The organism is Pseudomonas sp. BNK-15 (genome assembly GCF_047456105.1).
In the GTDB taxonomy this organism is placed as follows: Bacteria; Pseudomonadota; Gammaproteobacteria; order Pseudomonadales; family Pseudomonadaceae; genus Aquipseudomonas; species Aquipseudomonas putida_E.
This window is the reverse complement of record NZ_CP179898.1, coordinates 253,648-275,975: the sequence shown is the minus strand read 5'-3', so window position 1 is coordinate 275,975 and position 22,328 is coordinate 253,648. Positions and strand designations below refer to the sequence as shown.

Annotated in this window: 25 protein-coding genes; 17 read left to right on the top strand and 8 right to left on the bottom strand. The window is 63.4% G+C overall.

Annotated elements, in window-relative coordinates:
• Positions 1–36: 36 nt before the first annotated feature.
• The 15 genes from ccmA to ACMGF5_RS01035 all read left to right on the top strand — a co-directional run bounded on the left by ccmA (position 37) and on the right by ACMGF5_RS01035 (position 11,143).
• Entirely contained in the window at positions 37–669 is a 633-nt protein-coding gene (gene ccmA, locus ACMGF5_RS01105; RefSeq protein WP_174142088.1) for a cytochrome c biogenesis heme-transporting ATPase CcmA, read from the top strand.
• Positions 657–1,334 carry a heme exporter protein CcmB gene (ccmB, locus tag ACMGF5_RS01100; RefSeq protein WP_371316859.1) on the top strand — a complete coding sequence of 226 codons (678 nt, stop codon included), beginning with the start codon at positions 657–659 and terminating at the stop codon, positions 1,332–1,334. Before ccmA ends, ccmB begins: the two co-directional genes overlap by 13 nt.
• 46 nt (positions 1,335–1,380) lie before the next feature.
• Entirely contained in the window at positions 1,381–2,145 is a 765-nt protein-coding gene (locus tag ACMGF5_RS01095) for a heme ABC transporter permease (protein ID WP_174142087.1), read from the top strand.
• Positions 2,145–2,321, top strand: coding sequence for a heme exporter protein CcmD (gene ccmD, locus ACMGF5_RS01090; RefSeq protein WP_039601249.1), 177 nt, complete (start codon positions 2,145–2,147; stop codon positions 2,319–2,321). The genes ACMGF5_RS01095 and ccmD overlap by 1 nt, the downstream gene beginning before the upstream one ends.
• On the top strand, positions 2,318–2,773 hold the full coding sequence (gene ccmE, locus ACMGF5_RS01085) for a cytochrome c maturation protein CcmE (protein ID WP_174142086.1): 456 nt from the start codon (positions 2,318–2,320) through the stop codon (positions 2,771–2,773). The genes ccmD and ccmE overlap by 4 nt, the downstream gene beginning before the upstream one ends.
• Positions 2,774–2,784: 11 nt before the next feature.
• The gene (locus ACMGF5_RS01080; protein WP_174142120.1) at positions 2,785–4,758 is read left to right on the top strand and encodes a heme lyase CcmF/NrfE family subunit; all 1,974 of its coding nucleotides are present in this window, start codon (positions 2,785–2,787) and stop codon (positions 4,756–4,758) included.
• Entirely contained in the window at positions 4,755–5,291 is a 537-nt protein-coding gene (locus tag ACMGF5_RS01075) for a DsbE family thiol:disulfide interchange protein (protein WP_012315479.1), read from the top strand. The genes ACMGF5_RS01080 and ACMGF5_RS01075 overlap by 4 nt, the downstream gene beginning before the upstream one ends.
• Complete coding sequence (locus ACMGF5_RS01070) at positions 5,288–5,764, top strand: cytochrome c-type biogenesis protein (RefSeq protein ID WP_115274195.1); 477 nt, start codon at positions 5,288–5,290, stop codon at positions 5,762–5,764. The genes ACMGF5_RS01075 and ACMGF5_RS01070 overlap by 4 nt, the downstream gene beginning before the upstream one ends.
• Positions 5,757–6,947 (top strand): c-type cytochrome biogenesis protein CcmI, encoded by a 1,191-nt coding sequence (gene ccmI / locus ACMGF5_RS01065; RefSeq protein ID WP_414157517.1) that lies wholly within the window; start codon positions 5,757–5,759, stop codon positions 6,945–6,947. Before ACMGF5_RS01070 ends, ccmI begins: the two co-directional genes overlap by 8 nt.
• Positions 6,948–6,959: 12 nt before the next feature.
• Positions 6,960–7,379: a lipoprotein gene (locus ACMGF5_RS01060; RefSeq protein ID WP_039601243.1), complete on the top strand. Its 420-nt coding sequence runs from the start codon at positions 6,960–6,962 to the stop codon at positions 7,377–7,379.
• A 115-nt stretch (positions 7,380–7,494) separates the two neighbouring features.
• A complete protein-coding gene (locus ACMGF5_RS01055; protein WP_115274197.1) occupies positions 7,495–8,433 on the top strand; it encodes a 2-hydroxyacid dehydrogenase in 939 nt (312 codons plus the stop codon).
• A 51-nt stretch (positions 8,434–8,484) separates the two neighbouring features.
• Positions 8,485–9,273 carry a PhzF family phenazine biosynthesis protein gene (locus ACMGF5_RS01050; protein WP_046785327.1) on the top strand — a complete coding sequence of 263 codons (789 nt, stop codon included), beginning with the start codon at positions 8,485–8,487 and terminating at the stop codon, positions 9,271–9,273.
• A gap of 177 nt (positions 9,274–9,450) precedes the next feature.
• Positions 9,451–9,858 (top strand): GFA family protein, encoded by a 408-nt coding sequence (locus tag ACMGF5_RS01045; RefSeq protein WP_119687530.1) that lies wholly within the window; start codon positions 9,451–9,453, stop codon positions 9,856–9,858.
• Positions 9,859–9,930: 72 nt separating this feature from the next.
• The gene (locus ACMGF5_RS01040) at positions 9,931–10,269 is read left to right on the top strand and encodes an FKBP-type peptidyl-prolyl cis-trans isomerase (RefSeq protein WP_046785325.1); all 339 of its coding nucleotides are present in this window, start codon (positions 9,931–9,933) and stop codon (positions 10,267–10,269) included.
• A gap of 211 nt (positions 10,270–10,480) precedes the next feature.
• The gene (locus ACMGF5_RS01035; protein WP_046785324.1) at positions 10,481–11,143 is read left to right on the top strand and encodes a hypothetical protein; all 663 of its coding nucleotides are present in this window, start codon (positions 10,481–10,483) and stop codon (positions 11,141–11,143) included.
• A gap of 122 nt (positions 11,144–11,265) precedes the next feature.
• On the opposite strand, the gene ACMGF5_RS01030 is transcribed toward ACMGF5_RS01035, so the two are convergent.
• From ACMGF5_RS01030 to ACMGF5_RS01020, 3 genes are all read right to left on the bottom strand, one after another.
• On the bottom strand, positions 11,266–11,994 hold the full coding sequence (locus tag ACMGF5_RS01030; RefSeq protein WP_119687529.1) for an aspartate/glutamate racemase family protein: 729 nt from the start codon (positions 11,992–11,994) through the stop codon (positions 11,266–11,268).
• Between the two features lie 16 nt (positions 11,995–12,010).
• A complete protein-coding gene (locus ACMGF5_RS01025; protein ID WP_414157516.1) occupies positions 12,011–13,543 on the bottom strand; it encodes an NCS1 family nucleobase:cation symporter-1 in 1,533 nt (510 codons plus the stop codon).
• A gap of 450 nt (positions 13,544–13,993) precedes the next feature.
• A complete protein-coding gene (locus tag ACMGF5_RS01020) occupies positions 13,994–14,431 on the bottom strand; it encodes an Lrp/AsnC family transcriptional regulator (RefSeq protein ID WP_039603292.1) in 438 nt (145 codons plus the stop codon).
• Positions 14,432–14,564: 133 nt separating this feature from the next.
• On the opposite strand from ACMGF5_RS01020, the gene ACMGF5_RS01015 reads away from it, so the two are divergent.
• Both ACMGF5_RS01015 and ACMGF5_RS01010 read left to right on the top strand, forming a co-directional pair.
• On the top strand, positions 14,565–15,461 hold the full coding sequence (locus ACMGF5_RS01015; protein WP_161872762.1) for a DMT family transporter: 897 nt from the start codon (positions 14,565–14,567) through the stop codon (positions 15,459–15,461).
• Positions 15,462–15,559: 98 nt separating this feature from the next.
• Positions 15,560–16,495: a class I SAM-dependent methyltransferase gene (locus ACMGF5_RS01010; RefSeq protein WP_251961712.1), complete on the top strand. Its 936-nt coding sequence runs from the start codon at positions 15,560–15,562 to the stop codon at positions 16,493–16,495.
• Between the two features lie 57 nt (positions 16,496–16,552).
• Here ACMGF5_RS01010 and ACMGF5_RS01005 read toward each other — a convergent pair whose 3' ends face one another.
• The 5 genes from ACMGF5_RS01005 to ACMGF5_RS00985 form a co-directional block, all read right to left on the bottom strand.
• Positions 16,553–17,551 carry a sulfate ABC transporter substrate-binding protein gene (locus ACMGF5_RS01005; protein WP_119687525.1) on the bottom strand — a complete coding sequence of 333 codons (999 nt, stop codon included), beginning with the start codon at positions 17,549–17,551 and terminating at the stop codon, positions 16,553–16,555.
• 88 nt (positions 17,552–17,639) lie between these two features.
• Complete coding sequence (locus ACMGF5_RS01000) at positions 17,640–18,464, bottom strand: ion transporter (protein ID WP_046785318.1); 825 nt, start codon at positions 18,462–18,464, stop codon at positions 17,640–17,642.
• Between the two features lie 45 nt (positions 18,465–18,509).
• A complete protein-coding gene (locus ACMGF5_RS00995; RefSeq protein WP_115274204.1) occupies positions 18,510–19,379 on the bottom strand; it encodes an urea transporter in 870 nt (289 codons plus the stop codon).
• A 187-nt stretch (positions 19,380–19,566) separates the two neighbouring features.
• Positions 19,567–20,982 (bottom strand): pyruvate kinase, encoded by a 1,416-nt coding sequence (gene pyk / locus ACMGF5_RS00990; protein ID WP_125924714.1) that lies wholly within the window; start codon positions 20,980–20,982, stop codon positions 19,567–19,569.
• Positions 20,979–22,253, bottom strand: a complete 1,275-nt coding sequence (locus tag ACMGF5_RS00985) for a glycerate kinase (RefSeq protein ID WP_115274206.1) — start codon at positions 22,251–22,253, stop codon at positions 20,979–20,981. Before ACMGF5_RS00985 ends, pyk begins: the two co-directional genes overlap by 4 nt.
• Between the last annotated feature and the right edge of the window lie 75 nt (positions 22,254–22,328).

Sequence of the window (22,328 nt, the reverse complement as noted above, 5' to 3'; positions counted from 1 at the left end):
GGGCGACTTGAGCCGTAAACTGGATAAGGCGAAACCGTGACCCTTCACCTCCAAGCCGTGGGCCTGGCCTGCGAGCGCGACTGGCGCCTGCTGTTCGAGCACCTGGATTTCGAGCTGCGGCCAGGCGACATGCTGCAGATCAGCGGCCCCAACGGCAGCGGCAAGACCAGCCTGCTGCGCCTGTTGGCCGGGCTGATGCAGCCGACTGCCGGGCAGATCCTGCTGGGCGGCAAGCCGTTGGCCGAACAACGCCATGCGCTGGCCAGCATCCTGCTGTGGATCGGCCATGCTGCCGGTATCAAGGACTTGCTCAGCGCTGAAGAAAACCTGGCCTGGCTGTGTGCCTTGCACCAGCCTGCCACAGCCGAAGCGATCTGGGCTGCTCTGGAAGCGGTCGGCTTGCGCGGTTTCGAAGATGTTCCCTGCCATGCCTTGTCTGCCGGGCAGCAGCGCCGTGTAGCGCTGGCCCGGCTGTACTTGCACAGCCCGCCGTTGTGGATCCTCGATGAACCCTTCACCGCGCTGGACAAGCAAGGGGTCGCGCAGTTGGAGGCCCATCTGGCACGCCATTGCGAGCGCGGCGGCACGGTGGTGCTGACCACCCACCACACGCTTGACCAAAAGCCCTCCGGCTATCGCGAACTGAACCTGGGGCAATGGGCGGCATGAGCGTATTCATTCTGTTGTTGCGCCGTGAAGCGCGCCTGTTGTTCCGCCGCCCGGCGGAACTGGCCAACCCTTTGGTGTTCTTCGCTATCGTGGTGGCGCTGTTCCCGCTGGCGGTTGGGCCGGAAAGTCAATTGTTGCAAACCTTGTCGCCCGGCTTGGTCTGGGTGGCGGCCCTGCTGGCAGTGCTGCTGTCGCTCGATGGCCTGTTTCGCAGCGATTTCGAAGACGGCTCGCTGGAGCAGTGGGTGCTGTCGCCGCACCCTCTGGCAGTGCTGGTGCTGGCCAAGGTGCTGGCGCACTGGATCTTTTCCGGGCTGGCGCTGGTATTGTTGGCGCCACTGCTGGCACTGATGCTGGGGCTGCCTAGCCATTGCCTGCCGGTGCTGCTGGGCTCGCTGTTGCTGGGTACGCCGGTGCTGAGCCTGCTGGGTGCGGTAGGTGCGGCGCTGACGGTTGGCCTCAAGCGCGGTGGGTTGCTGCTGGCATTGCTGATTCTGCCGTTGTATATCCCTGTATTGATCCTGGGCAGTGGTGCGTTGCAGGCGGCGTTGCAAAATATGCCGGCGACCGGCCATCTGCTCTGGCTGGCCAGCCTTACGGCCCTGGCGGTGACACTGGCACCCTTTGCGATAGCGGCCGGCCTGAAGATCAGCGTCGGTGAATAACGAGTCCCGGGCTCTCAAGCCCGGCTAATACCCTGGATGTACCCTGATGAAAATTAGCTGGACGTGGTTCCACAAGCTTGGCTCCCCAAAATGGTTCTATGCCATCAGCGGCCGCATGCTGCCGTGGCTGACCGTATCGGCCATCCTGCTGCTGGTGACGGGGGTGATCTGGGGCCTGGCCTTTGCCCCCCAGGACTACCAGCAGGGCAACAGCTTCCGCATCATCTATATCCACGTGCCGGCGGCCATGCTTGCACAATCGTGCTACGTGCTGCTGGCGGTGGCTGGCGTGGTGGGGCTGGTGTGGAAGATGAAGCTGGCGGATGTCGCCCTGCAGTGCGCAGCGCCCATCGGCGCCTGGATGACTGCCGTGGCGCTGTTGACCGGGGCCATCTGGGGCAAGCCGACCTGGGGCAGCTGGTGGGTCTGGGATGCGCGGCTCACGTCCATGCTGATTCTGCTGTTCCTGTACTTCGGCATCATCGCCCTGGGCCAGGCAATCAGTAACCGTGACAGCGCGGCCAAGGCCTGTGCCGTGCTGGCCATCGTTGGGGTGATCAATATCCCGATCATCAAGTATTCGGTGGAGTGGTGGAACACCCTGCACCAGGGCGCCACCTTCACCCTGACCGAAAAACCGGCCATGCCCGCCGAGATGTGGCTGCCGCTGCTGTGCACGGCGCTGGGCTTCTACTGCTTCTTCGGCGCCGTGCTGTTGCTGCGCATGCGCCTTGAAGTACTCAAGCGCGAAGCGCGCGCCAGTTGGGTCAGGGAAGAAGTATTGAACAGCCTGGGCCGGAGGGCCGTGTGATGAGCTTTTCTTCATTCGGCGATTTCCTCGCCATGGGCCACCATGGCCTGTATGTCTGGTCGGCCTACGCCATCTGCATGGCAGTGCTGGCGGTCAATGTCGCCGCGCCGTTGCTGGCCCGCCGTCGCTATCTGCAAGATGAGGCGCGCCGTCTGCGCCGGGAGAACAACCAGTGAATCCGCAGCGCAAGAAACGCCTGTTCCTGATACTCGGCCTGCTGGTCGGGGTGGCGGTTGCCGTCGGCTTTGCCCTGAGCGCCCTGCAACAGAACATCAACCTGTTCTACACACCGACGCAGATCGCCAATGGCGAGGCGCCGCTGGACACCCGCATCCGCGCAGGCGGCATGGTCGAGAAGGGCTCGCTGCAGCGCACGGGCGACTCCCTCGATGTGCGTTTCGTGGTCACCGACTTCAACAAGTCGGTGCCAATCACCTACCGCGGCATCCTCCCCGACCTGTTCCGCGAAGGGCAGGGCATCGTCGCCCTGGGCAAGCTCAATGCCGAGGGTGTGGTGGTGGCCGATGAAGTGCTGGCCAAACACGATGAGAAATACATGCCGCCGGAAGTCACCAAGGCTCTGAAGGAAAGCGGCCAGGCCGCCAGTGGCGCGGAGGCCAAACCATGAATGCGGCGTTGGTGATCCCTGAACTGGGCCAATTGGCGATGATCCTGGCGATCTGTTTCGCCGTTGTGCAGGCGACCGTGCCGTTGCTCGGCGCCTGGCGCGGCGACAGCCTGTGGATGAGCCTGGCACGCCCGGCGGCCTGGGGCCAATTTGCCTTCCTGGCCTTTGCTTTCGTTTGCCTGACCCACGCCTTCATGACCGACAACTTCTCGGTTGCGTACGTGGCCAGCAACTCCAACAGCGCCTTGCCCTGGTACTACAAGTTCAGTGCCGTGTGGGGCGCGCACGAAGGCTCGTTGCTGCTGTGGGCGCTGATTCTCGGTGGCTGGACCTTCGCCGTGTCGGTGTTCTCGCGCCAGCTGCCGCAAGTGATGCTGGCGCGGGTGCTGGCGGTGATGGGCATGATCAGTGTGGGCTTCCTGAGCTTTTTGATCATCACCTCCAACCCGTTCCAGCGCTTGCTGCCGCAAGTGCCGACCGATGGCCGCGACCTCAACCCGCTGCTGCAGGACTTTGGCCTGATCGTTCACCCGCCGATGCTGTACATGGGTTATGTGGGCTTTTCGGTGGCCTTCGCCTTCGCCATCGCCGCGCTGCTGGGCGGGCGCCTGGATGCTGCGTGGGCGCGCTGGTCGCGGCCCTGGACCATCATTGCCTGGGCGTTTCTCGGCGTGGGCATCACCTTGGGCTCCTGGTGGGCCTATTACGAACTGGGCTGGGGCGGCTGGTGGTTCTGGGACCCGGTGGAAAACGCTTCTTTCATGCCTTGGCTGGTGGGCACGGCACTGATCCACTCGCTGGCGGTGACGGAAAAACGCGGCGTGTTCAAGAGCTGGACCGTGCTGCTGGCGATTGCCGCGTTCTCGCTGAGCCTGCTGGGGACGTTCCTGGTGCGTTCCGGCGTGCTGACCTCGGTGCATGCCTTCGCCTCCGACCCTTCACGTGGCGTGTTCATCCTGATCTTCCTGCTGTTCGTGGTCGGTGGTTCGCTGACCCTGTTCGCCCTGCGTGCCCCAGTGGTCAAAAGCCAGGTGGGCTTTGCCCTGTGGTCGCGCGAGACGCTGCTGCTGGCCAACAACCTGGTGCTGGTGGTGGCGGCTTCGATGATCCTGCTCGGCACCCTCTACCCGTTGGTGCTCGATGCCCTGACCGGGGCCAAGCTGTCGGTGGGTCCGCCGTACTTCGATGCCTTGTTCCTGCCGCTGATGGCACTGCTGATGGTGGTGCTCGGCATCGGTGTGGTGGTGCGCTGGAAGGACACCCCAGGCAAGTGGCTGGCGAGCATGATGACGCCGGTACTGATCGCGAGCGCAGTGCTGGCGCCAGTGGCCGGGTTCATCGTCGAGGACTTCGACTGGCCGACCCTTACCGCTTTTGCCCTGGCAGCCTGGGTAGTGCTCAGCGGGTTGCGCGACATTTTCGACAAGACCCGCCACAAGGGCCTGGCCAAAGGCGTGCGTGGCCTGACGCGCAGCTACTGGGGCATGCAGCTGGCGCACTTGGGGCTTGCGGTGTGCGCCCTTGGCGTGGTGCTGTCGAGCAACAACAGTGCCGAGCGTGACCTGCGCCTGGCCCCGGGTGAAAGCGTGGAGCTGGGTGGTTATCAGTTCCTGTTCCAGGGCGCCAAGCACTTCGAAGGGCCGAACTTCATTTCCGACAAGGGCACCGTCGTCGTCAGCCGCGATGGCCGTGAAGTGACCACGCTGCACCCCGAGAAGCGGCTCTATACCGTGCAGCAGTCGATGATGACCGAGGCCGGCATCGATGCCGGTTTCACCCGCGACCTGTACGTTGCCTTGGGCGAGCCGCTGGACAACGGCGCCTGGGCCGTGCGCGTGCATATCAAGCCTTACGTCCGCTGGATCTGGCTGGGCGGTCTTCTGACCGGCCTGGGCGGTTTGCTGGCGGCCCTCGACCGGCGCTACCGCGTCAAGGTCAAGACCCGGGTGCGTGATGTCCTGGGCGTGTCTGGAGCAGCTGCATGAAGCGTTGGATCATGGTGGTGCCACTGGCGGTATTCCTGCTGTTGGCCGTTTTCCTCTACAAGGGCCTGTTCCTCAAGCCCGACGAGCTGCCCTCGGCAATGATCGGCAAGCCGTTCCCGGCGTTTTCCCTGGCCTCGACCCAGGGCGATCGCACCCTGACCCAGGCCGACCTGCAAGGCCGCCCGGCGCTGGTCAACGTATGGGCCACCTGGTGCCCGTCGTGCAAGGTCGAGCACCCTTACCTCAACCAGCTTGCCGGGCAGGGCGTGGTGATCTACGGCATCAACTACAAGGACGACAATGCTGCCGCCCTGAAGTGGCTGGCCGAGTTCCACAACCCGTACCAGCTGGATATTCGCGACGAGCAGGGCAGCCTGGGCCTGGACCTGGGCGTCTATGGCGCGCCGGAAACCTTCCTGATCGACGCCAAGGGCATCATCCGCTACAAGCATGTGGGCGTCGTCGATGCCACCGTGTGGCGCGAGCAACTGGCACCGCTGTATCAGGGCCTGGTCGACGAGGCCAAGCCATGAGGCGCTGGCTTGCGGCCGTTGTACTGGGTTTGAGTGTTGCCGGCGTGGCCAGGGCGGCCATCGATACCTACCAGTTCCGCGACGACGCCGAGCGTGAGCGTTATCAGCAACTGACCAAGGAACTGCGCTGCCCCAAGTGCCAGAACCAGGACATCGCCGACTCCAACGCACCGATTGCCGCCGACCTGCGCCGCGAGATCTTCCGCATGCTGGGCGAAGGCAAGAGCAACCAGCAGATCGTCGACTTCATGGTCGACCGCTATGGCGACTTCGTGCGCTACAAGCCTGCCCTCACTGGGCGTACCTGGCTGCTCTGGTTCGGCCCGGGCATTCTGCTGGTCGGTGGCTTTGCGGTGCTGGCGGTGATTGTCCGCCGCCGCCGTGTGCCGGCTACCCAAGGCTCGCACGAGTTGTCCGTCGAAGAACGCGAGCGTCTCGCCAAACTGCTGGATAAAGAACAGAACCATGACTGAATTCTGGCTTGGTGCGGGCCTGCTGCTGCTCGCCGCCCTCGGCTTTCTGCTGATCCCGACCCTGCGTGGCCGTCGCCAGCAGCAGGAAGAAGACCGTACTGCGCTGAACGTGGCGCTGTATCAGGAACGTGTCGCCGAACTGGCTGCCCAACAGGCCGCCGGTGTGCTGGACGACGCGCAACTGGCCAGCGGCCGCGATGAGGCCGCCCGTGAACTGCTGGCCGATACCGAAGGCGCCGAAGCGCCGCGCCAGGGGCACCTGGGCAAGGTGCTGCCACTGCTGGCCGCAGTACTGGTGCCGGTGGTGGCGCTTGGTCTGTATCTGCACTTTGGTGCTGCGGACAAAGTGGAGCTGACTCAGGAGTTCGCTGCTGCGCCCAAGTCGATGGAAGAAATGACCACGCGCCTTGAGCGCGCCGTCCAGGCTCAGCCGGATTCGGCCGAAGGCCTGTATTTCCTGGGCCGCGCCTACATGGCCGAGCAGCGCCCGGCAGATGCGGCCAAGGCTTACGAGCGCGCCGTGGCCCTGGCCGGTCGCCAGCCCGAATTGCTCGGCCAATGGGCCCAGGCCCTGTATTTCGCTGCCAACAAGCAGTGGAGCGCACAGGTGCAGGCGCTGACCGACGAGGCGCTCAAGGCCGACCCGAACGAAGTGACCAGCCTTGGCCTGCGCGGCATTGCGGCCTTTGAAGGCGAGCGCTACCAGGAAGCCATCGACTACTGGAACCGCCTGCTGGCGCAGTTGCCTGAAGGCGATGCCTCGCGGGCGGCCTTGCAAGGCGGCATCGACCGTGCGGCAGAGCGCCTGGGTGGCAATACCGGCAAGCCTGAGACCCCGGTGGCGGCACGCCTGAAAGTGCGGGTAGAGCTGGCCCCGGCGCTCAAGGACAAGGTCAAGCCCGACGACACTGTGTTCATCTTCGCCCGGGCTACCAACGGCCCGCCCATGCCGCTGGCGGCCAAACGGGTGACCGTTGCCCAATTGCCGCTGGAGGTAGAATTGTCTGACGCCGATGCGATGATGCCGCAGATGAAACTGTCCGACTTTGCCGAAGTCCAACTGGTTGCAAGGGTATCGCGCGCCGGCCAGCCCACCCATGGTGAGTGGATCGGCCAGGGCGCACCGCTGCCCAGCAAGACCCAGGCCACCCAGCTCCTGACCATCGACAGCCCCGACCCGTAAGAGAACCCTGCCATGCGAAACGCCGTCCGCCTGACCCTGATCACCCTGGCCCTGGGTTTGTCTGCGTGTACGGTGCGTGAGCCGTACGAACAGCCGGCGCCACCGATCGAAACGGTGCCGCCGCACAAGGGGCCGGTGGTCAAGCCACTGCCTGGCGGCCAACCGGCCACGCAGCCGAGCAAACCGGCAGCGACCCCCAAACCGATGCCGCGGACCTCCGCAAGCTTTGCACCGCCGCCGGGGGGCGCCAGCCATTGGGATCCGAAACTGGGTGTTTATGTATTGGAGAAGAAGCCCAATACGTTCTATCGGCAGCGCACCTACTACCGTTATGACAATGGCTGGAGCTGGTCTTTGAGCCCGGATGGCCCGTGGCAGGAGACCGACAGCAGTGGTGTACCCGGTGGGCTGGGCCGGGCGTTCGCTCAGTAATGGTTTTGCCGTTTTCGGCCAACCGATACAGTACAGTTGACCCGCGATTTACAGATTGACTGTACCGCCCGCCGACTCCGCATAATGCCCCTTCGAATTTGAGCCGGAGGGGTGCATGAGCAAGACAGTCCTGGTGTTGGTGGAAACCGTCGATGATTACCTGCCCCTGCTCGAACAGGCCGGCTACCGGCTGATCCGTGCACCGTCCGCGCCACTGCGTGCCGACGCCATCCAGCGCCAAGGCGCTGAGATCGATGCGGTGCTTACCCGCGGCCCGCTGGGCCTGACCGCTGTGGAAATCCAAGCGTTGCCCAACTTGCAGATCATCTGCGTGATCGGCGCCGGTTACGAACACGTCGACCTGGCCGCCGCCGCTGCCCGTGGCATTACCGTCACCAATGGCGCGGGTGCCAATGCCGCCGCCGTGGCCGACCACACCCTGGCGATGCTGCTGGCCCTGCTGCGCGACATTCCCCGCGCCGATACCGGTATCCGCCGCGGCGAGTGGCACCGGGTCATCAGCCCCTCGGTTAGTGGCAAGCGCCTCGGCATCCTCGGCCTGGGCGCAGTTGGCCTGGCTATCGCCAAACGTGCCAGCCTCGGCTTCGACATGAACATCAGCTACCACAGCCGCACGCCGCGCCAGGGCGTGCCTTACACCTGGTACGACAGCCCGTTGCACCTGGCCGATGCCGTCGACATTCTGGTCGTGGCCACCCCAGGCGGTGCCAATACGCACCATCTGGTCGATGCTCGGGTGCTCGAGGCTTTGGGCCCCGAGGGCTATTTGGTGAACATCGCCCGTGCCAGCGTGGTGGATACCCAGGCCCTGGTTGGCGCGCTGCAGCGCGGGCAACTTGCGGGTGCAGCACTTGATGTGTTCGATGACGAACCGGCCGTGCCCGATGCCCTCAAGGCCCTCGGCAATACGGTGCTCACCCCGCATGTGGCCGGGCAATCCCCTGAAGCGGCGCGCGACACGGTGGCCTTGGTCCTGCGCAATCTACAGGCCTTCTTTGCCGGCGAACCGGTACTCACACCAGTCCATCCGTAACCTTCGTTTAAGTTTCTGCCCGGCGCTGCCCGGGCCACAAGGAGTGTTCGCATGCAACTCGAGATCTTCCAGGTCGATGCCTTTTCCGCCGAACCGTTCGGTGGCAACCCGGCAGCAGTGATCGCGCTTGAAAGCTGGCTGCCTGATGACGTGCTGCAGCGTATCGCCGAAGAGAACAACCTCTCCGAAACCGCCTATTTCGTGCGCAATGGCGAAACCTTCGACCTGCGCTGGTTCACCCCGGCGGTGGAGGTCGAGCTGTGTGGCCATGCCACTTTGGCGTCGGCCTATGTGCTGTTCGAGCAGTTGGGCGAGCAGGCAGAAGTACTGCGCTTCAACACCCGCAGCGGTGAATTGCGGGTTAGCCGCGGGGCCGACGGCTTGCTGGCCATGGACTTCCCGGCCAAGCAGCCGCTGGCCGTCGAGGCGCCCGCCGGTTTGCTGAAGGCGCTGGGGTTGAGCGGGGCGAGTGCGGTGTATCAGTCCGACGACTATGTCGTGATGATCGATGACGCCTCGCTTTTGGACCCGCTGCAGCCTGACTTCGTCGCCTTGTCGGCCTTCGATGTGCGTGGCATCGCCGTGACCGCGCCCGGGCGCGGATACGATTTCGTCACGCGCTGGTTCGGCCCGCGAGTCGGTGTCAACGAAGACCCGGTCACAGGTTCTGCGCACACCTCGCTTGCGCCTTTGTGGGCGCAGCGGTTGGGCAAGCGCACCCTGACCTGCGAGCAGGGCGGCGCGCGCAAGGGCCAGCTGCACTGTGAGGTGCCAGGTAATGGCCGAGTGATCATCAGCGGGCGGGCGGCGTTGTACCTGCGCGGTACTGTCTACATCTAGACGTTTGTGTAGTCCACTGTAGGAGCGGCCTTGTGTCGCGATGGGCTGCAAAGCAGCCCCCTGGTTTAATGATGATTGCGTAACTCGAGAGGCCGCGTTGCGGCCTGATCGCGACACAAGGCCGCTCCTACCTGGCATCTATAATTGCTGGCCCAATCCTCGCTAATGGAGCACCCCATGGTCATGGAGAAACAAGGCACCTGCCTGTGCGGCGCCACGAAGCTCACGGTCACCCTCGACAACACCCATATCAGTGCCTGCCATTGCAGCATGTGCCGCAAGTGGACCGGTGGGCCGTTGCTGGTCGTTCACTGCAGCCAGCCGCCGGTCATCGAAGGGCGTTCGCCCGGCGTCTACGATTCATCCGACTGGGCCCAGCGCGGCTTTTGCGGGCGCTGCGGCACTCACCTGTATTACCGGCTCAAGGCCAACGATTTCTACGCGGTGCCGGTGGGCCTGCTGGACGGCGATGAGGCTTGGGATTTCGACCTGCAGATATTCGTCGAGCAGAAACCTGCCTGGTACTGCTTTGCCAACCAAACCAAGGAATTGACTGGACAGCAAGCCTTCGAGCAGTTGGGTTGAGCCTGGCGGCTTGCCAAACCCGTGCATTCCTGAGAAAAGGGCGGCCTTGAATTTCAGCGTTGGAGCATGCCCATGAGCAGCGAACTGCAAATCACCGACCTCGTCGAAGGCGACGGCAAGGCCGCCGTCAAAGGCGCCCTGATCACCACCCAGTACACCGGCTGGCTGGCCGATGGCAGCGAGTTCGACTCGTCCTGGTCGCGCGGCAAACCGTTCCAGTGCGTGATTGGCACGGGCCGCGTGATCAAGGGCTGGGACCTAGGCCTGATGGGCATGCGCGTGGGGGGCAAACGCACGCTGCAGGTGCCGGCGCACCTTGGTTATGGCGAACGTAGCGTGGGCGCGATCCCGCCGAATTCAGACCTGACGTTCGAGATCGAATTGCTCGAGGTGTTGACACGGGATGACTGAGTGTCGGATGCGGCCGGCAGGCTTTAAATAATTCGGCAACATGTATGCCTTAACGTAAGTCTTGCCCAGGGAGGAACCAAACGCGTTGAGGGCACTCTGACCCCTACTCGTTGGCCAGGGATGGCATTCACTACAAGGATGCCTTGCGGCTTGAGCCTCAGGGCAATGTGGCGGGTCGACCCGAAACTGTCTGCCACAAGAGCCTGCCTACATGAAGTTGCCACCGTTTGTTCGCCGTAGTCGCCACCTGCTGCTGAGCCTCGCACTCGTCGCTGCGGCGGTGCCCTTGGCACTGGAAGTGGTCGAAAGCCGCGCTCAACCGGTCGATGGCACCCAGACCCTGGTGTTTCTGCGCCATGCCGAGAAACCCGGCGAAGGGTTGGGGCAGTTGAACTGTCAAGGCCTCAACCGTGCATTGGACCTGGCCACGCTGCTGCCCGAGCGCTTCGGCAACGCCGATTTCGTCTTCGCAGCCAACCCGACTCGAGAGGTCGAGGAAGGCAGCAGTGACCAGAGCTACAGCTACATCCGGCCACTGATGACCATCACCCCGAGTGCGATACGTCTCGGCCTGCCGGTGAATATCGATTACGGTGCAAACGACACCGATGAGCTAGCCGATGAATTGCTCAGTGGCAAGTACCGCAACGCCACCGTCTACACTGCCTGGTCCCATGGTTACCTGCCGGAGCTGATCAATACTGTCGCCGGCAAGGCGCTGGGTGAGGACCGGGTGATCACCGAAGATTGGCAGGGCGATGACTTCGACACCCTGTATGTTCTGACCTTGACCTGGCGCGACGGCAAGGCCAGCCTGCTCAGCCGCAACATACGCCAGGGCCTGGATGGCGGTGCGCATAGCTGTCCGACCTGATCTGCTGTTACTGTCTTGGCAAGCAAGCCGACTCCCACTGGGTTGAGCTGAATTTGAGAGCAGCGGGGCAACCTGTGTGAGCCGGCTTGCCGGCGATAGGGCCGGCGAAGACCCCTGAGGCTTTACCGCCCGAACCGCATCGGCCAGCCCACCACTTTCTTCGCCCGCGGGGTGGCATAGGTCCGCACCTTGGACGTGCTCAGCCCCATCCGCACCAACGATTCGGCAATGGTCACCGCCGCGCTCACGCCATCGACCACCGGCACCCCGGTACGTTGGCGAATCTGCTCGTCCAGCCCGGCCATGCCGCCACAGCCAAGGCAGATCACCTCGGCCTTGTCTTCGCGCACCGCCCGTTCGGCCTGTTCGACGATGGCCTGTACCGCACGCTGCGGGTCTGCCTCCAGTTCCAGCACGGCCAGGCCACTGGCGCGCACCGAGGCGCAGCGGTCGTATAGCCCCGAAAGCTTCAGGCGGTCTTCGATAAGTGGCACGGTACGGTCCAGGGTGGTCACCACCGAGTAGGCGTGGCCCAGGTACATCGCAGTGCTGGCGGCGGCATCTGTGATGTCCACCACCGGCACGTTCAGCAGTTCCTGCAGACCTTCGCGGCCATGTTCGCCGTAGCCGGCCTGGATCACGGCATCGTACGGGCCCTCGTAGGCCAGCACGCGGTCCATCACGGCAATGGCGGCCAGGTAGCTCTCGAAATTGCCCTCCACCGACTCGGCACCGAACCATGGGGTCAGGCCGATGATCTGCGTGCCGGGCGACGCCACGCTGCGGGCCTGTTCGGCGATGGCCTCGGTGATGGCTTCGGTGGTGTTGACGTTGGCGATCAGAATACGCATGAACACTGCTCCTTGATCAGTGGCTGCTGTGGTCGACGGCGATGCATTCGCCGCTGACATCAGCGTAATGGCGGTTGCGCGGGGCGATCAGCAGGTACAGCGCAGCGGCGATGCCGGCACCGATCAGCCAGGAAAAAGGCGCGATGGCATGGAAGTTGGGCACCAGCGCCAGGACGATGGCCAGCAGCGCGGCCGGCAGGAACGCGGCGACCGCCCGCAGGTTGATGCCCTTGCTGTAGTGGTAGGCCCCGGCCGGGTGTTCGCTGTACAGCTCCGGCACGTTGATGCAGCCTTTGCGCAGCAGCCAGTAGTCGGCCATGATCACCCCGTACAGTGGGCCCAGCAGGGCGCCCAGGCCGGACAGGAAGTAGACGATCACCAGCGGGCTGTTGTAGAGGTTCCATGGCAGGATCAACACGGCGAGGGTGGCGCTGATCAACCCCGCGCGGCGAAAGTTCAGGTGCCGCGGCGCCAGGTTGCTCAGCACGAAGGCCGGGGCGACGAAGTTGGCCATGATGTTCACCGCAACGGTGACGATCAGGAAGGCCAGGCAACCGAGCACCAGGAAAGCGGTGTTGGGGATGCTGGCAACGATCTGGGTCGGGCTGTCGATGATCTGGCCATTGATCTGGAACTGTGCGCCGCACAGCACCACGGTGATGACCGCGAAGACCAGGATGTTCACCGGCAGGCCCCAGAAGTTGCCTACGCGGATGGTCTTGCGGCACGGCGAGGAACGGGCGAAGTCGCAGAAGTTGAGCACCAGGGTGCCGTAGATCGCCAGCCACAGCGCGCCGCCGGCGAATATGTTGCGCCACATCTCGTAACCGGTCAGCGGCTCGGCCACCGACCAGGCGATGCGCGCATCGGCCTTGAAGTACATGAACACCGCCAGGCTGGCCACGGTCAGCAGGATCACCGGGCCGGCGAATGCCTCGTAGCGGCGCACCATCTCCATGCCGTAGGCGAGGATCACCAGTTGCACCAGCCAGATCGCCACGAAGCACACCCAGCCCAGGCTCGACAGGCCGAGGATGCTGTCCTGGTCATAGCTGGCGAGTTGCGGCCACACGGCCGTGAGTAGCACGCGCAGCACTACAGAGGCCAGGTAGGTCTGGATGCCGAACCAGGCGATGGCAATCACTGCACGGATCAGCGCAGGGATCTGCGCGCCATGGATGCCGAAGGCGATGCGGCTGATCACCGGGAACGGCACGCCGGTCTTCTGCCCCATGTAGCCGGACAGGTTCATGAAGAAGTACACCAGCGCGGCGCCGATCGCCAATGACAAGAGTATCTGCCAGCCGCCCAGGCCCAGGGCGAACAAGCCCATGGCGAAAGAGTAGTTGGCAATGTTGTGCACATCGTTGGTCCACAGCGCGAAGATACTGTAGCGCCCCCAGCGGCGGCCCTCTATGCGCGTCGGGGCAAGGTCGCGGTTATGCAGGCGCGGGCTCAGTTCAAGTTGTGGCGCATGGCCGGTCAGGGAGGAAGCGGGGTTGGTGCTGGCGACGGATAGTTCAGGGGCAAGGTCGAGGCTGGTACTCATTCCGGCAGGCTCCTGATGCACGTGGACTGCGATGAGCGGGCATGCGCACGGGCTCGCCATCTCGTCAGTGCAGCGTTGGCATCACTGGGTTCTGGGCGCGGCGGCCGGTTTGGGGCGGCGTCGCGGGTTCTTGTGTATTTATGTTCTGTTTAACTTGTATACAAAACACGAACACACAAAAGCGAGTTCCATGCCACTCAAAAACCGTACTTCGAGTTGTCACTATCTCGAATCTATCTCTCTGAAAGCTAAGTTGATGAATTAAAGAAACTATAAATTGACCAATTGAACAGGTTTAATTTTTTGTTCGGATAATTAGTTGATCATTTGGTCAGATTAAGTTGCGCGAACTGTGTAACGTAATGGGGCATTGCTAGCACTTGTGCACACAAAAATGGCACCTAAGGTGACATTTATGTGTACAGAGGTGGGTCAGGTTTTTCAGGTGCCTCAGTCCATCGGCGGCAAGCGCCGCTTTACCGGGCTCTTCTTGATGATCGCCGTGTTGGTGTCAGCTAGCACATTGATACGGTCAAGCAGGGCGTCGAGCTGTTCCATCGACCGCACATGCAGCCGGGCAATGAAGCAATCCTCGCCCGTTACCTTGTCGCACTCGGTGAACTCGGGAATCGCGACAATCTGCCGTTCCACCTCCTGCAACTGCCCCGGCAGCGGGCGAATGCGCACGATGGCCTGCAATTGGTAACCAAAGCTGCGCGCATCGACATCCACGGTGTAACCCCGCAGCACGCCGCGCTCCTCCAGACGGCGCAGGCGCTCGCTGACGCTGGGTGCAGAAAGGCCACTGATCTGCGCCAGTGCTTTCAGTGAGCGGCGGGAATCTTCCATCAGGGCATTGATCAGGAGTTGGTCGATGGCATCGGTCATATACGCCTCATTAGGTTAAGGAGAGATTTTCCCTTGATAGTAAAGGCGCACTGGCCATTTTGCCTTGGTTATCCGCTGGTAGGTTAATCGTCAGCCTCTGCATACTGTGGCCATCATCAATGGGAGGTGTGAGATGGACAGTTCGTTGCGCCGTGGCTCGCTGGAAATGGTCGCTGCCATGCTGATTTCCGGGACCATCGGCTGGTTCGTGCTGGTATCCGGGCAGCCGGTGCTGGACGTGGTGTTCTGGCGTTGCGTGTTCGGTACTGGCACGTTGCTGGTGATCTGCGCGGCGTTCGGGTTCCTCAAGCCCGGCGTGATCAGCCGCACGGCTTTGCTCTTGGCCATTGCCAGCGGCGTGGCCATCGTCGGCAACTGGGTGTTGCTGTTCGCTTCCTATTCGCGGGCGTCGATCGCCATCGGCACAGCGGTGTACAACGTCCAGCCGTTCCTGCTGGTGGGGCTGGCGGCAGTGTTTCTGGGCGAGAAGATCACTATGGCCAAGCTCACCTGGCTGAGCGTGGCGTTCCTTGGCATGCTGGCCATCGTCAGCGCCCATGGCGCAGGGCAGGGCAGCGGTGAAGAGTACTTGGTGGGCATTGCGCTGGCGCTGGGGGCGGCGTTTCTGTATGCCATTGCCGCATTGATCATCAAGCACCTGAGCGGCACGCCACCGCATCTGATTGCCTTGATCCAGGTAGCGACCGGCGTAATGCTGCTGGCGCCGTGGGTCAAGCTGGGCGGGTTGCCTGGCGAGCCTTCGGCGTTGGCCAGCCTGGTGACGTTGGGCATGGTGCACACGGGGCTGATGTACGTGCTGCTGTACAGTGCCATCCAGCGCCTGCCCACGGCGTTGACCGGTGCCCTTTCATTCATCTACCCGATTGCCGCGATCCTGGTCGACTGGGTGGCCTTCGGGCACCGCCTGGCGCCACTGCAGTGGCTCGGTGTGGCGCTGATCTTGCTGGCGGCGGCGGGCATGCAGCAAGGGTGGTGGTTCCGTTCGGCGCCGATCATTGCCAAAGGATAGTGAGGACGCTGAATGACCTATCGCCGAACAAGCCGGCGATAGGGCGCGCAGCGGCCTCGCGGGGTAGAATGCTCCCTTTTATCTGCTTGCGACCCGCCATGACTTCGCCGATCCACACCCTCGAACAGCATCTGCTCACCGCCCTCGACCCCGCCCCGCAGGAAACCCGCCGCCTGTTCCATGGTCGCGGCCGTTGCTGGCCGGGGCTGGAGCAGGTCACCGTCGACTGGCTGCAGGGCGTGCTGTCGGTAGCGTTGTTCCGTGAGCCACCCGAAGGCCAGCTGGCAGAGCTAGAGGCCATGCTGCGCAACTTCGCCGAGCGTCCACAGTGGGCCGGCCAAGCGATCCTCATCCAGCACCGTTACCTGCCGGACAGCCCGGGCCAGTGGTTGTGGGGCGAGCCGTGCCAGCAGCGCGAGGTGGTCGAAGATGGCCTGACCTATCTGCTCGACCTGGGCGTGCGGCAGAACAACGGCCTGTTTCTCGACATGCGCTACGGCCGACGCTGGGTGCGTGAGCAGGCGGCGGGCAAGCGCGTGCTGAACCTGTTCGCCTACACCTGCGGCTTCTCGGTGGCAGCGATTGCCGGGGGCGCCGAGCAGGTGGTGAACCTGGACATGGCCAAGTCGGCGCTGTCCCGTGGCAGAGACAACCATCGCCTCAATGGCCACGATGCATCGCGGGTGGCGTACCTGGGGCATGAACTGTTCAAGTCGTGGGGCAAGGTGCGCAAGTACGGACCCTACGATTTGATCATCATCGACCCGCCAACCTTCCAGCGTGGCAGTTTCGTGCTGACCCAGGATTACGCGAAGATCTTGCGGCGCTTGCCAGAGTTGCTGACCGAGGGTGGGACTGTGCTGGCGTGCGTGAATGATCCGGCGATCGGGCCGGAGTTTCTGATCGAGGGCATGGCTGAGCAGGCCCCGGCGTTGGCCTTTGTCGAGCGCTTGGACAACCCGCCGGAGTTTCCGGATGCCGATCCGGCGGGGGGCTTGAAGGCCTTGGTATTCCGCAGTAAATCACCAGCCTGATGCTGGGGAACCTTCACTTGGGCGCAATGGTGGCGCACAAGTGAAGGTAGAACTCAATTACTGACCGGTATAGATCTGGTCGAACACCCCACCATCGTTGAAGTGGGTCTTCTGCACGGTGCGCCAGTCACCGAAGGTTTTCTCCACCGACAGGAAGTCGACCTTCGGGAAGCGGTCGGTGTACTTGGCCAGTACGGTTGCATCACGCGGACGCAGGTAGTTCTGTGCGGCGATTTCCTGGGCTGCCGGCGACCACAGGTACTTGAGGTATTCCTCGGCCACGGCCTGGGTACCCTTCTTCGCTACCACTTTGTCGACCACACTCACCGGTGGTTCGGCTTCGGCCGACACGCTCGGGTAGACCACTTCGAACTGGTCGCGGCCGAATTCGCGGGCGATCATTTCGGCTTCGTTCTCGAAGGTCACCAGCACATCGCCGATCTGGTTGGTCATGAAGGTCGTGGTCGCGGCGCGGCCACCGGTATCGAGTACCGGTGCCTGTTTGAACAGCTTGCCGACGAAGTCCTTGGCCTTGTTCTCGTCACCGCCCTGCTTGAGCACATAACCCCAGGCCGACAGGTAGGTATAGCGCCCGTTACCTGACGTCTTGGGGTTGGGCACGATGACCTGTACACCATCCTTGAGCAGGTCAGGCCAGTCTTTGAGTGCCTTGGGGTTGCCCTTGCGCACGATGAACACAGTGGCCGAGGTGAACGGGGCGCTGTTGTTGGGCAGGCGTGTAACCCAATTGTCCGGCACCAGCTTGCCGATATCGGCCAGCGCATTGATGTCGGTGGCCATGTTCATGGTGATGACATCGGCCGGCAGGCCATCGATCACTGCACGTGCCTGTTTGCTCGAACCGCCGAAGGACATCTGCACGTTGACCTTCTCGTCGTGCTCGGCTTCCCAGTGTTTCTGGAACGCTGGGTTGTAATCCTTGTAGAAGTCGCGCATCACGTCGTAGGAAACGTTGAGCAGGGTCGGAGCGGCCTGAGCGAGGGTGCCGCACGCCAGGCCGGCGGCCAGCAGCGAAGCAGTGAAGAGTTTTTTCACGATGCGTCCTTGTTCCGGAGTGTTTGGTAACTTATGCGCGACTATAGCGTTTCGTTATTGAACGACTAAAGACCAAATGGCTCTTTGCTTATTCTGTTTTCGGGAACAGCAGGTTACCGCAGCGCGAGCAAAATGCAGCGCCGTGTTCATGGGCCTTTTTGCTGCACCTTGGGCAGTCGTGCTGCAACTGTTCGGCGCGCATGGCATTGGCCAGTTCGGCGGTGAAAATCCCTGTGGGCACGGCAATGATCGAATAACCGGTGATCATCACCAGTGAGGACAGCACCTGGCCCAGCGGTGTTTTCGGCACGATATCGCCAAAGCCCACGGTCGTGAGCGTGACAATGGCCCAGTAGATGCCTTTGGGGATGCTGGTAAAGCCGTGCTCGGGGCCCTCGATCACATACATCAAGGTGCCGAACACAGTAACCAGGGTCGACACGCTGAGCAGAAACACGATGATCTTCTGCTTGCTGCCACGCAGTGCCGCCATCAGGTAATTCGCTTGGTTCAGGTACTGGCCGAGCTTGAGCACACGGAAAATCCGCAGCATGCGGATCACCCGGATGATCAGCAGGTACTGCGCGTCGCTGTAGTACAGGGCGATGATCCCCGGCACGATCGCCAGCAGGTCGACCAGGCCGTAGAAGCTGAAGGCGTAGCGCATGGGCTTGGGCGAGCAGTAAAGGCGGGTGATGTACTCGGCCAGGAAGATCGCGGTGAAGCCCCATTCGATACCGGCCAGCAGGCCTGCGTAGTTCTGGTGAATCTCGTCGATGCTGTCGAGGATCACCGTGACCAAGCTGGCCAGGATGATCAGCAGGAGGGTCTTGTCGAAGCGCCGGCCGGCGACGGTGTCGGTCTGGAATACGATGACGTAGAGCCGTTCGCGCAGGCTCGCAGGGTTGTTCATGGGCTCGTTCCACAAAAGCGATGGGCTGAGCCTAGGGGTTGCGTTTCAGCTGTGCAAGCGCCTGGCATTGCGCTGCCTGGGCTGGGCCAGGTGGCTGCCCAAGTGCATCAGCCAGCAGGCGGCGACGAACGGGGCGGTCAGGCCGGGCACCGGTAGCAGCTTGAACAGCGGTTGCAGCAGTAGAGCCAGGGCAATCGCCAGCAGGGTCACCCAAGGCTTTTCACCCTGCCTGCTGAAGGCCAGCGCCGCCAGTGCCGCGTTGAAGCCGTACAGACCCAGCCAGGCAGATTGCGCTTCGGCAAACAAGGCTACGCTGCCACCGATGGCCGAGCCGATCACCGCCCACATCGCGGCATAGGGGTTGGCGATGAACATGCCTAAGATGATCAGCAACCCGGCCAATGGCTGGTCGAGCAGGAAAATCTGGCCTACGCCCCGCGCCAGAGCATACAGAGGGTCGGCTTCGACGAAGCCGCTGGGTGAGGGGCTGGCGAGCAGCAGTGTGCCCCAACCCAGCAGCACGAAAGGGGCGGTGTAGGCGATCAGCAGTTTGCCCCCGCGCTTGCGCCACTGGTGGGTAATGATGCTGGACAGCCCACCGGCAGCGATGATCAGCGGCGGCATGATTGCCGACCAGGGCAGTACCGCGCAGATCAGGATGCCGATCAGCACGCCGTTATAGCAGTAAAGCCCGGCCTGGCGGTCGGCGCGGTCATAGCCGCGGCGCTGGGCGGTGAGCAGGCCGGCGAGGGCGCCGAGCAGGGCGCCGCCGACCAGGTCGGGGGCGGTCAGCAGGATGGCCAGCAGGCAGCACAGGCCGCACAGGGGGCTGCGCAGCAGCAGCACCTGGCTGAAGCCGTTGAGTAGCGCCGTGGCCCAGTCGGGGCACGGGTTGACGAAATTTTTGGTGTACATGGGCAGTCGGTAAGGTTGAGGGAGGAGCGGTGGGCCTCTTTGGGCCTCGGTTTTCCGCGTGTCTGTTGTTGGGGGCAAGGGGAGGGCTTTGCCCTCCTTTCGCGACGCAAGGCCGCTCCTACAGGGTTTCGCGTTCGCCGGAGCGGCCTTGCGTCGCGAAAGGGGCGCAAAGCGCCCCCCGGCAATCTCAGACCAAGGTCTCGATCCGCAGGCTGTTGGTCGAGCCTGGCTTGCCGAACGGCACACCGGCAGTGATCAGCAATGTGTCACCACGGCTGGCCATGCCTTGGGCCTGGGCAATTTCCAGTGCGGTGGAGACCACCTCATCTACCTGGCGCAAACGGTCATTGACCACCGAGTGCACGCCCCAGGTCACGCTCAAGCGGCGGGCAGTGACCAGGTTCGGCGTCAGGTTGAGGATCGGTGCCCGTGGCCGCTCGCGTGCGGCGCGCAGGGTCGAAGCCCCCGACTCGCTGTAGTTGACCAGCACCGCCACCGGCAGGATGCCGCTGATCCGGCGGATCGCGCAGCTGATGGCGTCCGACACGGTAGCTTCAGCTTTGGGCCGGCCAACGTCGAGCTGGGCCTGGTAATCCGGGCCGTTCTCCACCTGGCGGATGATCTTGCTCATCATCTGCACGGCTTCCAGTGGGTAGTCACCCGAGGCGGTCTCGGCCGACAGCATCACCGCATCGGCACCTTCGGCCACGGCATTGGCGACGTCGGTGACTTCGGCGCGGGTCGGGGCTGGCGAGAAACGCATGGATTCGAGCATCTGCGTGGCCACCACCACCGGTTTACCCAGCTGGCGGCAGGTGCCGATGATGCGTTTCTGGATCTGCGGCACGCTCTCGGCCGGCACTTCCACACCCAGGTCGCCACGCGCCACCATGATTGCATCGGACAGTTCGGCAATCGCCTGCAGCTGCTCCACGGCCGACGGCTTTTCGATCTTGGCCATCAGGTAGGCACGGTCGCCGATCAGCTGGCGGGCCTCAAGGATGTCTTCGGGGCGTTGCACGAACGAAAGCGCCACCCAGTCCACGCCCAGTTCCAGGCCGAAGGCCAGGTCGCGGCGGTCCTTTTCGGTGAGCGGGGAGAGGTCAAGCACCGCTTGCGGCACGTTGACACCCTTGCGGTCGGACAGCTCGCCACCGGCCAGCACTTCGGTGTCGATGGCATCGCTGTGCTTGGCGGTCACCCGCAGGCGCAGCTTACCGTCGTCCAGCAGCAGGTCCATGCCGGGCTCCAGCGCGGCGATGATCTCCGGGTGCGGCAGGTTGACCCGGCGGCTGTCACCCGGGGCCTTGTCCAGGTCCAGGCGCAGCGCCTGGCCGCGTTGCAGCTGCACCTTGCCTTCGGCAAAGCGGCCAACGCGCAGCTTGGGGCCCTGCAAGTCCATGAGGATGCCGAGCGGGTAGTTCAGTTGCTGCTCGACCTCGCGGATCCACTGGTAGCGCAGGGCGTGGTCGGCGTGTTCGCCATGGCTGAAGTTGAGGCGGAAGATGTTCACCCCGGCTTCTACCAGCTGGCGGATATCGTCGATGCCATTGATCGCAGGGCCGAGGGTGGCGAGGATTTTGACTTTTTTATCAGGCGTCATGATTGTGCAGTCTCAAGGATCAGGATGGCGCGGAAGTCGTTGACGTTGGTGCGGGTCGGCTCAGTGACGATCAGCGCATCGAGTGCGGCGAAATAGCCGTAGCCGTTGTTGTTGTCCAGCTCGTCACTGGCCGACAGGCCCAGTGCCTCGGCGCGGGCGAAGCTGGCTGGCGTCATGAAGGCGCCGGCGTTTTCTTCCGAGCCGTCGATGCCGTCGGTATCACCAGCCAGGGCGTACACGCCCGGCAGGCCCTTCAGGCTTTCGGTGAGGCTGAGCAAAAATTCCGCATTGCGCCCGCCACGGCCATTGCCGCGTACGGTGACAGTGGTTTCGCCGCCAGAAAGGATCACGCAAGGTGCTTTGAGCGGCTGCCCGTGCTGGACGATCTGCCGGGTGATACCGGCATGCACCTTGGCCACTTCGCGCGATTCACCTTCCAGGTCGCCGAGGATCAGCGGGCTGAAGCCGGCCTGGCGGGCTTGCACTGCAGCGGCTTCAAGCGATTGCTGGGGCTTGGCGATCAGCTGGAAGTGGCTGCGGGCCAGGGCCGGGTCATCGGCCTTGACGGTTTCCGAGGCGGGGTTGTTGAGCCAGTCGATGACGGCCTTGGGCGCTTCGATGTTGTAGCGCTTGAGGATCGCCAGGGCGTCGGCCGAGGTGCTCGGGTCGGCCACGGTGGGGCCGGAGGCGATGACCGTAGCCAGGTCGCCGGGCACATCGGAAATGGCATAGGTGTAGACAGTGGCGGGCCAGCAGGCTTTGGCCAGGCGGCCGCCCTTGATCGCCGAGAGGTGCTTGCGCACGCAGTTCATCTCGCCGATGGTGGCACCGGATTTGAGCAGCGCCTTGTTGATCTGTTGCTTGTCGGCCAGGGTCAGGCCTTCGGCTGGCAGCGCCAGCAGGGCCGAACCACCGCCGGAGAGCAGGAAGATGACGCGGTCGTCTTCGTTCAGGTCGCTGACCAGTTCCAGCACACGTTTGGCCACGGCCAGGCCAGCGGCGTCGGGGACCGGGTGGGCGGCTTCGACCACTTCGATCTTCTGGCAGTTGGCGCCATGACCGTAACGTGTGACCACCAGCCCGGACACTTCACCCTGCCAGCTCTTCTCGACCACTTCGGCCATGGCCGCTGCGGCTTTGCCGGCGCCGATGACGATGACCCGGCCGCTACGGTCGGCGGGCAGGTAGGGTTCGAGGACTTGACGGGGGTGGGCGGCAGCGATGGCTGTGTCGAACAGGTCGCGGAGAAGTTTTTGCGGATCGACCGACATGGCAGGCTCCCAATTATTGTTGTTCTGCAGAATCGAAAACGCCCCTGGAACTGCCTCCGTGCAGGCCGAACCAGG